The following is a 14,647-nucleotide window of genomic DNA, read 5'->3' on the forward strand; positions in this document are numbered from 1 at the left end:
TGCGAGCAATTGTATTCATAACGAAAAGCGCTTATAATATAATTATAAGGGTAAGTCTTAGGACCAGGTATTAAATTTTCCCATCCATAAGGAGGTTGATCTGATGTCGATCGGCCAATTAACGAAGCACAAAACGCTTGGATTATCCGACGAGCAAGCCGTGGATATGTATGTCAATATGCAACGAGCCCGCAAATTCGACGAACGCTGCTTCGTGCTGCAGCGCGCCGGAAAAATCGCTTTTCACGTTTCGGGAATCGGTCAGGAAGTGGCGCAGGTAAGCGCGGCGTTCGCTCTTGAGAAGCAAAAGGATTATTTCTTTCCTTATTATCGCGATTACGGATTTGTACTGACCGTAGGCATGACGATGCGCGAGCTGATGCTGTCCGTATTTGCCAAGGCGGAGGACCCGAACAGCGGCGGCCGGCAAATGCCGGGACATTTCAGCCATAAGAAGCAGCATATCGTAACGGGCTCGAGCCCGGTTACGACCCAAGTGCCGCATGCGGTCGGCGTGGCGCTGGCCGGTAAAATGAAAAAGCAAAGCTTCGTGACCTTCGCTACATTCGGAGAAGGTTCGAGCAACCAAGGCGATTTCCATGAAGGCTGTAATTTTGCCGGCGTGCATAAACTTCCGGTTATTCTCATGTGCGAAAACAATCAGTATGCAATCTCGGTGCCGATCGCGAAACAGGTTTCCGGCAATATTTATGAACGGGCGATCGGCTACGGCTTCGCCGGCGTTCGGGTAGACGGAAACGATGCCTTGGAGGTATACCGTGTCGTTAAGGAAGCGCGCGAACGTGCGCTTGCCGGACAAGGGCCTACGTTGATCGAAGCGGTCATGTACCGGATTTCCCCGCACTCCACCTCCGACGACGATATGCAGTACCGGACGAAGGAAGAGGTCGACGAGAACAGAGAGAAGGACGGGATTCCGAAATACCGTGCCTACTTGACGGAATGCGGGCTGTGGAACGAAGAGAAGGAACAGGAGCTTTTGGAGAAGATCAAGCAGGAAGTCGTAGAAGCGACCCAATATGCCGACGATGCGCCGTTCCCCAAACCGGAAGATACGTTGCTGCATGTTTACGGAACGAACGGGGAGGGAGCGTAACGATATGGCGGTTATCAGCTATTTGGAAGCGATTCGTACGTCCATGAAGGAAGAGATGGAACGGGACGAAAACGTGTTTGTGCTCGGCGAGGACGTCGGCAAGGGCGGCGTGTTTAAAGCTACAGTCGGCTTGAGGGACCAGTTCGGGGAAGAGCGGGTGCTCGATACGCCGCTTGCCGAATCGGCCATTGCGGGCGTGGCGATCGGCGCCGCGATGTACGGGATGAGACCGGTGGCGGAAATGCAGTTTGCCGACTTTATTTTTCCGGCGACGAACCAGATCATCAGCGAAGCGGCCAAAATCCGCTACCGTTCCAATAACGATTGGAACTGTCCGATCGTTATTCGCGTGCCTTACGGCGCGACGGGCGGCGGCGCGCTGTACCATTCGCAATGTCCGGAGTCGGTATTCTTCGGAACGCCGGGGCTGAAAATCGTAGCGCCATCTACGCCTTACGATGCCAAAGGTCTGATGAAGGCGGCGATTCGCGACGAGGATCCGGTGCTCTATTTTGAACATCGCAAATGCTACTTTATGGTGAACGACGAGGTGCCGGACGACGATTATATCGTTCCGATCGGTAAAGCGGAAGTGAAGCGGGAAGGGTCCGACATCACTGTCATTTCGTACGGCGTAACGGTGCACTATGCGTTGAAAGCGGCAGCCGAATTGGAGAAAGAAGGCATTAGCGTACACGTGCTTGACCTGCGTACGATTCAGCCGCTCGATAAGGAAGCCATTCTGGAAGCGGCTAGGCGGACGGGGAAAGTGCTGATCGTTCATGAAGACAATAAAACGGGCGGTGTCGGCGGCGAAATTTCAGCGATCATCTCCGAGGAAATGTTTTATGAGCTGGATGCGCCGATCATGCGATTGTGTGCGCCCGACGTGCACCCGGTAGGCATGAACCCTCCTATGGAGCGCTTCTATCTGTTAAACCCGGAGAAGGTCAAGAACGCGATGCGAAAGCTTGCTGAAATATAATAAATCCGCAGGGATGCGCGAGATCGAGAATGATGGAGTCAGGCATTCCCGTGCTGAATGGCATATGTTCCCCGCGCTTCGATTCGGGCTTGATTCGGATCGGCTGGCGGGGATCATGCTGCAGGGACAATGTAGGAGGTATACGATGAACAACGTGCGTGGTACGGAAGTGACGGTGCCGCATTTGGCGGAGAGTCTCGTTTCCGCGACAGTGGCGAAGTGGCTTAGAAAGCCGGGCGACTATATCGAGCAGTACGATATCATTTGCGAACTCGTGACGGAGAAAGTGACCGTCGAGATGCCTTGTCCGATCGAAGGCGTACTGAAAACGATACTCGTTCAGGAAGGCGAAACCGCGGATGTGGGTGCACCGATGTGTATAATCGAGGAGCCGGGTCAGGCAGCAGCAGCTGTCGTTGAACCGGCGGGTCAACCGATCGCCGCCGCTGCGGGAAGCGGACATGAACCGGTACATACGGCTCCTGCGGCGCTGAAAAACAGAAACGCGGCAAGCATCCCGGACGAGGAAGGCTCGCTGCGCCACCGTTACTCCCCTGCCGTGCTCAGGCTTGCCGAGGAGCATGGCGTCGGGCTCGAGCAGGTGCAAGGAACGGGCCTTGGCGGACGCATTACTCGCAAGGATATTTTACAATACGTAGAGAACGGCAAGCCGATCCGCTCGCAAGCTCCGGTTGCAATTCCCGAGCCGGACCGGGCTCCGGTGAGGTCGACGGGGATGCACCTTTCGGAAAATCCCCCGACGCCAAAAATCGAAACGGTCGGTCAAACGGTCGAAGGACGCGGCGAAACGTTTATCGACGTGACCCCGATTCGCAGCACGATCGCGAGAAATACCCGTCAAAGCGTGACGGAAATCCCGCATGCCTGGACGATGATCGAGGTGGATGTGACCAACCTCGTCGTGCTCAGGAACAAATGGAAGGACGAGTTTATCCGCAAGGAAGGCTTCAATCTGACCTACTTGGCCTTCGTGTTAAAAGCCGTCGTTAATGCCATTAAGGATTATCCGATCATGAATTCGGTATGGGCCGTGGATAAAATCATTGTCAAGAAAGACATCAACTTGTCGCTGCTGGTCGGTACCGAGGATTCGGTGCTTGCTCCGGTCATCAAGAAGGCCGATCAGAAGACCGTTGCGGGTCTTGCCCAGGAAATCGACGATCTGACCAAAAGAGGGCGCGCTGGCAAGCTGAGCCTCAGCGAAATGACGGGTGGTACGTTTACCGTCAACAATACCGGCTCGTTCGGCTCGATTTTGTCGTATCCGATCATTAACTATCCGCAAGCCGCCATCGTGACGTTCGAATCGATCGTCAAGAAGCCGGTCGTCATTCAAGATATGATCGCGGTAAGATCGATCGCCAATATGTGCCTGTCGCTGGATCACCGGATTTTGGACGGCGTTATTTGCGGCCGCTTCCTGCAGCGGGTGAAAGAAAACCTGGAGAGCTACAATCTGGAAACGAAGCTGTTCTAATCGGGAGTACCGGTAAAAGGTCAGCGTTTGCATGCAGAGCCATGCCAAAAAAGCGAGCTGTCGCGGCGTATGCCGAAACTCTCGCTTTTTTCGCTGGTTTACTCGGGGCTAGTCCGTCGTTACATGGTAACGGCTGATGTAATGGCCAGGATGATGCTGGACAACACCATCGTTATGAGAACGACATAGATGATAACGCGAAACCATAGCTTGTTGCGGCGGGACATGCGATCGACTCCTTATTTATGATTGCTTGTGGCGGGTTTCGAATTTTGGTTATACTGGAACCATGGCTTCCTTGGCGCAAGCGCGCAGGCGTGCTTTAGAAGCTGGGCAGTCCCTTATATTGTAACCTATTTACCTGAGCGGAGGGAAGTCCGATGATTCGGCAGGAACGTTTGATGGAAGAGTTTTTCGAGCTTGTCCGGGTGGACAGCGAAACGAAGCACGAGCAGGAGATCAGCAAAGTACTTAAGCAGAAGTTCGCTTCGCTCGGCATGAAAGTGGAAGAAGACGACGCAGCGGCCAAAACGGGTCATGGAGCAGGCAATCTTATCTGCACGCTGCCGGCTACGGCAGGCGGCTCGGATGCACCCGCCATTTTCTTTACTTCGCATATGGATACGGTCGTCCCGGGCAAAGGCATCAAGCCGCGGCTGGACGACGACGGCTACATAAGAGGAGACGGCACGACGATTCTCGGCAGCGACGACAAGGCAGGTCTGGCTGCAATGCTCGAAGCGGTTCGCGTCCTGCAGGAGCAGAAGATCGAGCACGGCCAAGTGCAGTTCGTCATTACGGTCGGCGAAGAGTCCGGTTTGATCGGCGCGCGCGCTATGGATTCGAAATGGCTGGACGCGCAATTCGGCTTCGCGCTGGACTCGAACGGTAAAGTCGGCCAAATCGCCGTAGCCGCGCCATCGCAAGCGAAGATTACGATTATTTTCGGCGGCAAGTCGGCGCATGCCGGCGTTAATCCCGAGGATGGCGTGAGTGCGATCACGGTTGCCAGCAAAGCGGTGGCTCGCATGCCGCTAGGCCGCATCGACAAGGAAACGACCGCCAACATCGGCAGCTTCATGGGCGGAGGCGCGACCAACATCGTATGCGATTCGGTAACGCTTCAGGCTGAGGCTCGCAGCATAGTCGGCGATAAGCTCGACAAGCAGATCGAGGCCATGCGTCAAGCCTCGGAGTCGGCTGCCAAGGAAATGGGCGGAACGGTCGAGTTCAAGCATGAGCTTATTTATCCGTCGTTCATGTACGACGAGTCGTCCGAGGTCGTGAAGCTGGCGAGCGCTGCGCTGCGCAAAATCGGCAAGACCCCGACGACCTTTCACTCCGGCGGCGGGAGCGACGCCAATGTGTTTAACGGCATGGGCGTGCCAACCGTCAACCTGGCCGTAGGCTACGAGCATATCCACACGACGAAGGAGCAAATTCCGCTCAGCGAGCTCGTCGACACGGCGCAAGCGGTGCTCGCCATCGTACAGGAAGCCGCAGCGTTGAAGCGCGGATAAGGAAACCGGGAGGGACAGGAGGATTCCGGCAAGCTTTGGACTCGGACATCCGGCAGTTTCGGGTATGGGGAACCCCGGAACCCCTTAAAACCTAGGGGCTCTAACACCCGGGTATTTCTGTGGGCCAAGGAACCCTAGGAACCTTGACACTCTGGTAAACTAAAAAAGACCTCGCTAAGCACCAGGATGCTTAGCAAGGTCTTTTTTCATCGTCACCAACAACGATGAGAGTAGCTACCGAGTGATGGTCCCTTTCTTGCGAGCCCCCATAAACATCTCCTAACAAACGGCCCCACAGAAAAAGAGGATGCCTGGACTAGTTAGTGAGCCCAAGTTCACTATTACTGAACCTAACTTCACTATCTGATCCCCTAAACGGTCCTACATGCGGAATTGTGAAGCAAACTTCACTAATAGTGAACCTCACGGCCAAATAGTCCCGTTTGCTTCACTATCCGCCCGGAAATAGGGGAATGGAGTAAAAATAGTGAATGTAGGTTCATAAATAGTGAACTTACGTTCACTCGGGATCATGCGGATGAAAGAAAAACACTTACTCAATGCCGGATCGATCCGGGTTGCGATCAGAACGGAAAACCCCAGTTCAGGATCGGAGCAGCCCCCCGAATGCCGTCCTTGCAACCAACATAGCCTTACTTACCAAAGTACATCCTTGATGTACGAGTAACTAACATCTCCCCCTATAACTCTGTCGGCAAACCGTTCCGGTACATGTCTCGGCAGTCGGCATGCGCCCGCAAACAGTCCATCGTTTTCTTGTTAGGTTCGAAATAGATGATCGGGTAGTCGATTTCATCGTAATCGCAGCGAATGGGGAATGCGAGCTTCTCTTCCTCTAGCGAAAATTCAGCCTCGATCCCCGGTTTATTCCCCCGCGCATCAAGACGGATCCACTTCTGAAGCGAGCTTACGTAAACCCCATTCAACGCATGCAAGCAGTAGCCGGTATCCGGGGTGTCGCCGAGCGTAAGACGCTGGTAGCAAAAACCCGCCGGTATGCCGAGCGCGCGAAGTAAAGCGGCCAGAAGATTGGACTTGGCATAGCAAATGCCTTCCCCATCCAAAAGTGCTTCGGATGCTTTTCGCGTGATCAGATGACTCTGAATGTCCCAGGAATGCGCGATTTCGTCGCGTACGAACTCGAAGGCGAGCTTTATTCTCTCGACTTCATCGGATGTGGCTTCTGCCAATCGATCGCGTACGGCTGTCACGGCAGGGTGTTGATAATCGACGTCTTCGCTAGCTGCTAAATAATCTTCCAGTCTTTCTGACTGAAGAATCATTTTCATAGCCTCCCTTACTCACAATAATGAATAATTATGCAATAAAAAGAAAGCAGATTCAATCGTTATTTCTCAACAGCCGAATGGATTGTTTCAACGCTTCGCTTGTTTTCACCTCTATCACGACGGAGATGTTATTCTCTTCAGCTAAACGAAGCCTTTCCCGGATGGGAACATGGCCTGTGAACAAAGGCAAATGATCGGACTTGCCGTTAAAATCATGCAGATGCATATGACGGATACGATCGTTGTACGCTTCAAAGACCGGCTGCTCTTGAAAATTCGTTTTCGCGTCGTGACCTGCATCCCAGGTCAGACTGAACGGCCTAAATTGACGGGCAAGGCGATCAATCGTCCTGCGAACGAACGGAATATGGAAATTGCAGGTGTTTTCGATACAGAGTTCGATTCCATAAGATTCGGCAAGCGGATACAGCTCGGTGCAGGATTCCTCCAGCAGTTCGGCAAAACGGTTTTCGAACGACTCATTGATCCAAACCTTCTCATGCGGCAATGTAAAATAAATCCCGGTGTTCAAGTGCATATTTAGCGTCCGAATTCCTGCTTCGCTTGCCCAAATCAGAGATTCTTTGCAGCGTTCGACATGACCTTTGCGAATGGCAGGATGGAATGAAGATAAGTCCAGCTCCTCCGGTAGATGAATCGTAAAATCGATACCGTATTGCTCGCGTATAAAACGAATACTCGTAGACGGCAGCGACTCCGGCATACAAATCGGAAGATTCATATTCAATTCGATAAAATCGAGCTCGAGCTCCCGGCAAAGCGCCGCGTTTTCTTCAAGGGTTCCATATTCGATCAGGCTAGGCATACCAAGCTTCATCGTCGTGCCTCCGTTCCAAGTGTTTTCATGTGTAGTCAGTATATCATGGAAAAATAGGGCATTTGTATGCTGGCCGTATGCGACTACCGCTTTTCTCACAGTTCGTCTTATCCGGTTTGTTTCGAACTAGGTCATGTCTACAGGAGAGTTGAATTACAATCGTTTTCTCCCGCGAAGTTTACGGTTGATGATAGTAGAATGAAGAAAACGACAGTCTGTGGAATAGATAGGAGAGTATAAGAATGAGTAAGCCGAACGGAGCATCTCGCGAAACGTTTTCCATTAGAGCCGTAACGCTTCAGGATGTGCCCTTTTTATGGGAAATGTTGTACGACTCCTTATACGTCCCGGAGGGCGGAGAGCTTTTCGACAGAAAGGTAATCAAAGAACCGTCCATCTCTAAATACGTGGAAGGGTGGGGACGGGAAGGGGATCGCGGCTATGTGGCCATCGATCAGTCGGGACGGTCAATGGGTTCCGTGATGATGAGGTATTTTACTAAAGATAATCGAGGCTATGGCTATATGGATGAGGAAACGCCGGAATTGACCATTGCGGTAAAAGCCGAATATAGAGGGATGGGAATAGGGACGTCTCTGCTTCAAAAGCTGTTGAACGAAAGCAAGCTGCTGGGATTGAAAAGAATTTCGCTAAGCGTGGATCCCCGCAATCCGGCAGCGGATTTATATAGACGAATGGGGTTTAAAGAAGCGGGAGAGGCAGGAACCTCGATCACCATGATCGTGAGTCTCTGATGCTGCAAGGGGAAAGGGGCTGGAAGGGACATAGGCAGGAGGAGCAGTAAGAATTAGCCAGTAAGCGGAAAGCTCCCCCTGTAATACAGTTTACAAAAACTCGCTGCGGGTATCGAAAATGCCGGACTTCCGTTTATTCCATGATGTAAAAGTAGTGGATAATTCATAGCGTTTGCCAGTTTCCGCCGAACGGTATGCGCCGAACAGGATTTCGTGAACGTGAAGCTGCTGCCTGCCGGATTGAACGGGATGTACTCCGCTTCGAACGCAGGTAACGAAATGCGCCATGACAGGCTCATTCGGGAACGAGGCGATTGTTCCATGCGGCACATAGCATTCGTCGATCCCGCGCCAGATCACCTTTTCAGCATCCAAAAGCGCTTGCCCTGGGGAGTGAATAACCAAAGGAAACCCGCTGTCATTCAAAGCGACTGTCCCGTTACGGCCGTAAATCAGGGTGTTATTTTGCTTGAACGACATTCCCCACAGCGTACGAATGACGGCATGCTGTCCGCCTTGAAATTCGACGATTACCGTTACGTTGTCATCGACGTCGCTCATCACTTTTTTGCCCCCGCCGACGATTCGTTTCGGAATCAATGTGTTTACCTCCGCCATGACGCTAACCGCGGGCCCCAATAAAGCGATTAGGCGGCTGACTGGGTAAACGAGACAGTCGAGCACGGCGCCCCCGTGGGCGATCGTTTTATCATAGTACCAGTTGTCCCGCCATGGTCCTTGCAAGGAAAGCTGCGCTTCGGCTCCTGTAATTTTACCGATGTACCGCTCGTCCACGAATTCGGCTGCCGCCAGGAGGGCAGGGTGCAGATCGAACGGCAAGCTCAAGAATACGGCCTGCTTTTCTTCTGCGAGACGTACCATTCTTTGGCAGTCCTCGAAGGAAGTGGCCATCGGTTTCTCATTCAGCACGTGAAGCCCTCGTTCAAGAGCGGCCAGTACGGGCTCCGCATGAGCGGAATGGGGAGTCGTTACGACAACGGCATCAAGCTCTTCCTTATCCATCATCTCACGGTAGTCGTCATACCAACGAGGCACTTGATGCGCTGCGGCCTTCCGTCTTGCATTTTCCAAGCTTCTCGAGCAAGTAGCGACGAAGCGCACCCCTTCCAGCATGGCTGCCTGCTCGAAGTAACGGTCGCTGACATGGCCGCTACCAATCATGCCCAAATGGATCGTTTTCATCGTACCCCTGCTTTCTAGATTATGGATATCCTTGACCATTCCATCATACCGTATGAAACGATAGAAGAATAATAGAGTTTTAGTCGATGAAATGAGACTCTCTGAGATCCTGCGGGCAGGGAAAACGTTCTGAAACGAGGCGAATCGAATGGGGAATAAAGGAACTATCGTTTTTGTCGAGGGACTGCCCGGCACCGGGAAAACAACAGCTTCAAAATGGCTGCACCAAAAATCAGGCCGAATTATATACAGAGGACTTCTCCAATTATCCAAATGATCTCTATCGCATAGCCGGTATTTCCAGTGAAGCTTATGAAAGTTTATCTCTGACGTATCCCTTTCTGTCTCCTTTTACGCTGGATCACGACTCGTATCGGTTTATCAGTATCGGGGATGTCATAGCTTGTTTTCCGAACGAGCAACAGCTTATTCGGATTCTCCAGCAATGGGATATTGGCGATGAGTTCAATCCTAAAGTTAGTGTTGCCTATTTTGTTGAGTATAGTTTAGCACGAATGAGAAAATGGATGAAGACATGCTCCAGGAGATCAAGTTACATCATGGACAGCGTATGGTTGCAAAATCCAATTAATGAGATGAAATTCCGTAATGCGGGGGAAAGAGAGATTGTCGAGTACTGTAAGGCGATTGCGAGTGTGTTCGCAGGTTATCATCAAATTTGTGTTTATTTTAAGGGCAGGAATGTAGACGATACGATTCAATTCGCATCCCGAGTCAAGGGGGAATTATGGAGGATCCGAGTAGCCGAGCATATAAGTAAAACTCCTATCGGCATAGTTAACGAATGGAGCGGAATGGAAGGCGTGCTTCATTTTTTTACTTATCGTGCGCGGATAGAAGAAATCATTTTATCACTGGGTATTATGACGACTTACGAATACGAGGTTGACGGTCACAATTGGCGGGAGCTTTATGCTGACATAGAGCGCCGATTGGAGCGGACTGGTTTTCTAGCCAGCTCGGAAACACAATGAAGTCGTATCGTCCGGGAGGTCATTATAATGGATATTCCTTTGTTAATCCAGCAAATCATCAGTATGCCTTACTGCACAATAGAAGTGCCTGCCGGTATTCCGGCGACAAACGAACTGCATCCTCTTCCTCCGGATGTATGGCAATTTTATCAACTGTGCGGGGGATTGACTTTATACGAAAACAAGGGTTATCCCGTGCATATCGTACCGCCGGAAAAGTTTGTTTTAGCGAATCCGATCCTTGTCGGGGAGCTTTGCGAAGAAGACATATCGTCGCATTGGTACATGATTGCGGACAACGGGAACGGGGAGTATTTGACGATTGATCTGCATCCAAAACGTGCTGGGAGGTGCTTTGACAGCTTTTGGGATCGTCATGGTATAATGGGAGATTGTGCAATCATAGCCCGTTCCTTTACGGAAATGCTCGCAAGCCTTGTCGAAAGCAAAGGGGACAGATGGTACTGGCTTAAAGAAGATTTTATTTCGCTTGGCGACGCTTACGATTCCACCGAATAAAAGTCAGCGGCTGACCGCTGGAAAAGGGGTGCTTATGGAAGAGGTTGTGGTGACCGGTCATAACCCGGAGTGGGAGAATGAATATGAGCGAGAAAAAGGGAAGATCGCGGATGCGCTGAACGATATTTTAGCCGGGATCGAGCATATCGGCAGCACTTCGGTCCCGGGCTTAGCAGCCAAGCCGGTCATCGATATGATGGCAGGCGTACTTGAACTCAGTGACCTAACTGAAAAGCATGTCGATGCGCTTAGGAGCTTGGGATACACACATGTCGATCATTCTCATTTTCCGGAACGAAAATTTTTCCGAAGAGGCGAGTGGCGGGCCGGGACGCATCATTTGCACGTTTACCGGATTAATGGCACGCACTGGAGATCCAATCTGCTGTTTCGCAACTATCTTCGTTCCCATCCGGCAGCGATGCAGGAGTACCATGAGCTGAAGGTAACCCTGATAAGTAAGCATAAACAAGACCGCGCTGCTTATACGGAGGCGAAGGCGCCATTTATTCAGTCGATCATTCAATTGGCCATGTCGGAAGCGGAAGAAGCTCCTTCAAACGCCATATGTCCGCCTCGCATAGGAGGGGCAAATGGATAAAACGCCGATCACCATTACGCTTGACGAAGTTACGTTTCAGCTACAAGAACCGTTTGCTTTTGATTGGCTGCAGCAGCTTGGCTGCGTATGGCGCGTTTTTGATCAACAGGACTCCGGCAATATATGTTTCGGCGTGGAAAGAGACGGCCAAAAAACGTTCGTGAAGGTTGCCGGCGCAAGACCTATGGAATATATCGGCAGCCCGAAGGACGCCGTAAGGCGATTAATGGAAGCGATGCCTCTATATTCGGCGCTGAAACATCCGCATCTGATCAAGCTGCTGAAGCATTTTCCCGTCCATCACGGTTACGCGGCCGTATTCGAATGGTTTGAAGGGGAATGCTTGCATCCTCATTGGTCGTTCCCGCCTCCGGCAAAGTACGAGCACCCGGATTCGCCGTTTTACCGGTACAGGCAGCTGACGGTCGAAATGCGGCTGGCGTCGCTGAATGCCATTTTTTCGTTTCATGCGTATGTGGAAGCAAAGGGATATGTAGCGGTAGATTTTTATGACGGGAGCCTGCTTTACGATTTCACGAACCATGTGACGCAAATATGCGATATCGATTTCTACAGAAAATCCCCGACTTGGAATGATATTGGCGAGCGCTTTTGGGGGGCCAAACGATTGAAAGCACCGGAGGAATTTAAACTGGGCGCTCCGATCGACGGAATTACCAATGTGTTTACGCTGGGTGCGATCGCTTTCGGTTTGCTGGGAGGAGAGACGGATCGCTCGTTTGCCAGGTGGGATGCGGGGAACGCACAGTATGAAGTAGCCTTGCGCGCGGTTAGTCCGGAACGAGAGAGCAGATACCGAACGGTAGCGGCTTTCAAAAAAGCATGGGATATCGCTCGCTATCATGCACCGCAGTAACCGTAGGGGGGATCCTTGAAACGGCAGTGCCACATCGATCCCTATATTCGCTGAACGCACAAGGTGTTGTTTTTGACGGCACCATCCCGTCGATTGTGATGACAAGCGATCCGCTTCCGCCTTATCCATCTGTGCCGCGGTACCGCGGCCAAGGTGTACGCTGTATCGACGGTTGGAGGCGGCTGGCCGGCGTCTACCCCCGAGCCGGGGCGCTCACGATGGCGCATACGCCGGTCGATATAGCGGCTGCATTCGACTATTTTGTACAGCGGCAGGTGGACGGGATTTTCCTCAATCAAGCGGATTTAATAACGGCGATTCCGTTTCTGGATTTGTTTATTTAGATAGTAGGAAGTAAGGAGTGGGGGAGCAGGGAATCGACAGGTTCTCAAGCGCCGGTTTGTACCATCGAGATGCCGTTCGGATACTTGGGACCTGATAGGAAACCTGATACTGTTCCGCTGTCTTCCGGTAGTCATGATCGTGGGCAAGACAGTAAAGAACAATGTCTATTCGTACCTGATGATTGGTAGACCGCCCCTTGCTCATAGCGATGTCACCATTTCACTAAGATGGTAACGCTGATGTTATGTTTTTTTGCTACTTCCACACAGCTGCTCTGTCCTGCTTTTAACTCCTGTATGATGGCTAGTTTCTCAATCGCATTGTATTCGTTCTTCTTAGACAAAGGAAAACTCCCCTTCAAGTAGCGATTTATTAAACCTGTCTACTTGAAAGGGAGCATATCAAAATCGGTAGCCTGTTCCGTTATTTATAATAGCGAGGTTACGAACTTCACCTCCGGAAAGCGGCTATCCGGTCCTTTCATTAAGATTCCGCCTTGATTTTTCAGATACATATCGAAGAAATCCAGCATATAGGCATTGATAACGGAGTTCGCTCTTTCGGGCGCAATTTTTCCTGTTATGCCCAGCAACTTGAAAATCGGAGAAATGAATTGTATGTCGGTAAAATTCAAATGCTCCGTATTGTCGATATAGAGGAATTGTCCCCCTGAAGCAACCGTTTCGCGCATCCGTTCAAGCTCTAACTTTTTGTCTTCCGTTACTTGATCCATCCACTCTCTTGTGTTGCCCATACGTTTAAGCTCTGCCTCCGTGTAGGCGTGGTTATCCATCACCATCTTTAATCTTTCGAATTCGCTTTCCGAGTTCATGAACAAAAACGGCTTTCGAAGACCCTCTCTGTCACGCAGTCGATAAAGCCCTCCATCCAAGTCTATTCCAACCGCGATTCGCGGATCATAAGAAGCGTCATAGGCCGTCGCTCCGCCGATGGAATGACCGAACACCCCGACATGACCGAGATCAATCCTCCCTTTTAGATGACTTGGAATCTGCCCCGATTGGATGAGCTCGAATTCGTCCAGCGCAAACGCCACATCGTCGGTTAAAACTTTTCCCAACTTGTCGCGATTACCGCTTTCCGTCCGGTAATCATGGTCGGGCGAGAATAAGTCGTTGGTTGTGCTGGTCGTGATTCGACCGTCCGGAAACTCGGTTGCAAATGTATTGTAGGTGTGGTCGATCACTGCCACGATATATCCGTGACTCGCGAGATTTTCGGCTTGCGCCGTATGGAGGAACCTGGAAGAGCCGAAGCCGGGATTCGCAAGGATCAGCGGGTATGAAGTCTGTGCCGAAGAGACTTCGGCCCCCGTATAAGCATGACTGGATAAGTACTTCAGGTGTTGAAAAGTAAACCCGGGAAGGCCATAGTTCGTGGCCATATAACGTAAAATCCGGGTATCGGGAATAAAAGGAGCGTACTTGCCGGTGCCAGCTTGAGCCGGATACCATACCTGAACCATCAATTCTCTCTTACCATCTCTGGCTTCGTCGAAAATCTCTTCCCTATTTGTGTCCACGAAATGAAAAGTTTGCGTTCCTACCTTAAATTCGCCTGCCGGTTCAGGTAGTTTAAATACAGGAAAAGCATACATGAGACCCGCTGTTACGACCAGCATTATCGCTATAGCGGTATAAGCTGAACCCAACGTGAATCGTGGGATTTTTTTTTGGCCGTTTTTTTTAAAATAGCTATAACCTGAAATGGCTAAAAAAATGATCGTTATGCAATATGGGAAAAATAGCTGAACTCTGTTTTCTTCCACCGTCCAATGAATGACCAGTAAAAGTGTGGCGATCCCGCTTGCAACGAATACTGGAATTCTACGCCGTCCTTTTTTTAATAGGACTGTTAATGCAAACAAGCCGATGTTTGACAAAAAAAGCAACAGTTCAAACAGCCTCATCTCGATTCTCCTTTTAAAAAATTCTATTTTCGTTTTTTCCAATCTTATCCTGCCAGGCTGGCCTAAGCTATCGATTTGCCTTACATCTACCTTACAAGTTTGTAATTCGATCTTGCGGTATTGGAGGACTCGTAAAACGGTTTCTTTTCAGCCT

Annotated in this window: 15 protein-coding genes; 10 read left to right on the forward strand and 5 right to left on the reverse strand. The window is 50.9% G+C overall.

Features of this window, described 5'->3' with window-relative positions:
• Positions 1-103 precede the first annotated feature (103 nt).
• The 3 genes from ACKGJP_RS15290 (at position 104) to ACKGJP_RS15300 (ending at position 3,600) form a co-directional block, all read left to right on the forward strand.
• On the forward strand, positions 104-1,117 hold the full coding sequence (locus ACKGJP_RS15290) for a thiamine pyrophosphate-dependent dehydrogenase E1 component subunit alpha (protein WP_409346479.1): 1,014 nt from the start codon (positions 104-106) through the stop codon (positions 1,115-1,117).
• 4 nt (positions 1,118-1,121) lie between these two features.
• Positions 1,122-2,102, forward strand: coding sequence for an alpha-ketoacid dehydrogenase subunit beta (locus ACKGJP_RS15295; protein ID WP_409346480.1), 981 nt, complete (start codon positions 1,122-1,124; stop codon positions 2,100-2,102).
• Positions 2,103-2,247: 145 nt separating this feature from the next.
• Positions 2,248-3,600 (forward strand): dihydrolipoamide acetyltransferase family protein, encoded by a 1,353-nt coding sequence (locus ACKGJP_RS15300; protein WP_409346481.1) that lies wholly within the window; start codon positions 2,248-2,250, stop codon positions 3,598-3,600.
• A gap of 119 nt (positions 3,601-3,719) precedes the next feature.
• On the opposite strand, the gene prli42 is transcribed toward ACKGJP_RS15300, so the two are convergent.
• Positions 3,720-3,827, reverse strand: a complete 108-nt coding sequence (gene prli42, locus ACKGJP_RS15305; RefSeq protein ID WP_409346482.1) for a stressosome-associated protein Prli42 — start codon at positions 3,825-3,827, stop codon at positions 3,720-3,722.
• 153 nt (positions 3,828-3,980) lie between these two features.
• On the opposite strand from prli42, the gene ACKGJP_RS15310 reads away from it, so the two are divergent.
• Complete coding sequence (locus ACKGJP_RS15310) at positions 3,981-5,120, forward strand: M20/M25/M40 family metallo-hydrolase (RefSeq protein ID WP_409346483.1); 1,140 nt, start codon at positions 3,981-3,983, stop codon at positions 5,118-5,120.
• Positions 5,121-5,821: 701 nt separating this feature from the next.
• On the opposite strand, the gene ACKGJP_RS15315 is transcribed toward ACKGJP_RS15310, so the two are convergent.
• Positions 5,822-6,430, reverse strand: a complete 609-nt coding sequence (locus ACKGJP_RS15315; RefSeq protein ID WP_409346484.1) for a transglutaminase-like domain-containing protein — start codon at positions 6,428-6,430, stop codon at positions 5,822-5,824.
• A gap of 52 nt (positions 6,431-6,482) precedes the next feature.
• Positions 6,483-7,268: a sugar phosphate isomerase/epimerase family protein gene (locus ACKGJP_RS15320; protein WP_409346485.1), complete on the reverse strand. Its 786-nt coding sequence runs from the start codon at positions 7,266-7,268 to the stop codon at positions 6,483-6,485.
• A gap of 242 nt (positions 7,269-7,510) precedes the next feature.
• Between ACKGJP_RS15320 and ACKGJP_RS15325 the strand changes: the two genes are divergently transcribed.
• Positions 7,511-8,023, forward strand: a complete 513-nt coding sequence (locus ACKGJP_RS15325) for a GNAT family N-acetyltransferase (RefSeq protein WP_409346486.1) — start codon at positions 7,511-7,513, stop codon at positions 8,021-8,023.
• A 90-nt stretch (positions 8,024-8,113) separates the two neighbouring features.
• Here the strand turns inward: ACKGJP_RS15325 and ACKGJP_RS15330 are convergent, their stop codons facing one another.
• The gene (locus ACKGJP_RS15330; RefSeq protein WP_409346487.1) at positions 8,114-9,226 is read right to left on the reverse strand and encodes a Gfo/Idh/MocA family protein; all 1,113 of its coding nucleotides are present in this window, start codon (positions 9,224-9,226) and stop codon (positions 8,114-8,116) included.
• A gap of 173 nt (positions 9,227-9,399) precedes the next feature.
• Between ACKGJP_RS15330 and ACKGJP_RS15335 the strand changes: the two genes are divergently transcribed.
• Genes ACKGJP_RS15335 through ACKGJP_RS15355 form a run of 5 tightly spaced genes read left to right on the forward strand, consistent with a single transcriptional unit; the run spans position 9,400 to position 12,562 of the window.
• Entirely contained in the window at positions 9,400-10,221 is an 822-nt protein-coding gene (locus tag ACKGJP_RS15335; RefSeq protein ID WP_409346488.1) for a hypothetical protein, read from the forward strand.
• A gap of 27 nt (positions 10,222-10,248) precedes the next feature.
• Entirely contained in the window at positions 10,249-10,740 is a 492-nt protein-coding gene (locus ACKGJP_RS15340; RefSeq protein ID WP_409346489.1) for an SMI1/KNR4 family protein, read from the forward strand.
• 34 nt (positions 10,741-10,774) lie between these two features.
• Positions 10,775-11,341, forward strand: a complete 567-nt coding sequence (locus tag ACKGJP_RS15345; RefSeq protein ID WP_409346490.1) for a GrpB family protein — start codon at positions 10,775-10,777, stop codon at positions 11,339-11,341.
• Positions 11,334-12,218, forward strand: coding sequence for a serine/threonine protein kinase (locus ACKGJP_RS15350; RefSeq protein WP_409346491.1), 885 nt, complete (start codon positions 11,334-11,336; stop codon positions 12,216-12,218). The genes ACKGJP_RS15345 and ACKGJP_RS15350 overlap by 8 nt, the downstream gene beginning before the upstream one ends.
• A 26-nt stretch (positions 12,219-12,244) precedes the next feature.
• Positions 12,245-12,562, forward strand: coding sequence for a hypothetical protein (locus tag ACKGJP_RS15355; RefSeq protein ID WP_409346492.1), 318 nt, complete (start codon positions 12,245-12,247; stop codon positions 12,560-12,562).
• Between the two features lie 428 nt (positions 12,563-12,990).
• On the opposite strand, the gene ACKGJP_RS15360 is transcribed toward ACKGJP_RS15355, so the two are convergent.
• A complete protein-coding gene (locus ACKGJP_RS15360) occupies positions 12,991-14,493 on the reverse strand; it encodes an alpha/beta hydrolase family protein (RefSeq protein WP_409346493.1) in 1,503 nt (500 codons plus the stop codon).
• Between the last annotated feature and the right edge of the window lie 154 nt (positions 14,494-14,647).

It is taken from the genome of Paenibacillus litoralis (assembly GCF_046244365.1).
Classification (GTDB): domain Bacteria; phylum Bacillota; class Bacilli; order Paenibacillales; family NBRC-103111; genus Paenibacillus_V.

Coding starts and splice junctions, on each gene's coding strand:
- ACKGJP_RS15295 (WP_409346480.1), top strand. CDS start 1,122: ATGGCGGTTATCAGCTATTTGGAAGCGATTCGTACGTCCATGAAGGAA.
- ACKGJP_RS15330 (WP_409346487.1), bottom strand. CDS start 9,226: ATGAAAACGATCCATTTGGGCATGATTGGTAGCGGCCATGTCAGCGAC.
- ACKGJP_RS15310 (WP_409346483.1), top strand. CDS start 3,981: ATGATTCGGCAGGAACGTTTGATGGAAGAGTTTTTCGAGCTTGTCCGG.
- ACKGJP_RS15340 (WP_409346489.1), top strand. CDS start 10,249: ATGGATATTCCTTTGTTAATCCAGCAAATCATCAGTATGCCTTACTGC.
- ACKGJP_RS15345 (WP_409346490.1), top strand. CDS start 10,775: ATGGAAGAGGTTGTGGTGACCGGTCATAACCCGGAGTGGGAGAATGAA.
- ACKGJP_RS15320 (WP_409346485.1), bottom strand. CDS start 7,268: ATGAAGCTTGGTATGCCTAGCCTGATCGAATATGGAACCCTTGAAGAA.
- ACKGJP_RS15290 (WP_409346479.1), top strand. CDS start 104: ATGTCGATCGGCCAATTAACGAAGCACAAAACGCTTGGATTATCCGAC.
- prli42 (WP_409346482.1), bottom strand. CDS start 3,827: ATGTCCCGCCGCAACAAGCTATGGTTTCGCGTTATCATCTATGTCGTT.
- ACKGJP_RS15300 (WP_409346481.1), top strand. CDS start 2,248: ATGAACAACGTGCGTGGTACGGAAGTGACGGTGCCGCATTTGGCGGAG.
- ACKGJP_RS15315 (WP_409346484.1), bottom strand. CDS start 6,430: ATGAAAATGATTCTTCAGTCAGAAAGACTGGAAGATTATTTAGCAGCT.
- ACKGJP_RS15325 (WP_409346486.1), top strand. CDS start 7,511: ATGAGTAAGCCGAACGGAGCATCTCGCGAAACGTTTTCCATTAGAGCC.
- ACKGJP_RS15350 (WP_409346491.1), top strand. CDS start 11,334: ATGGATAAAACGCCGATCACCATTACGCTTGACGAAGTTACGTTTCAG.
- ACKGJP_RS15360 (WP_409346493.1), bottom strand. CDS start 14,493: ATGAGGCTGTTTGAACTGTTGCTTTTTTTGTCAAACATCGGCTTGTTT.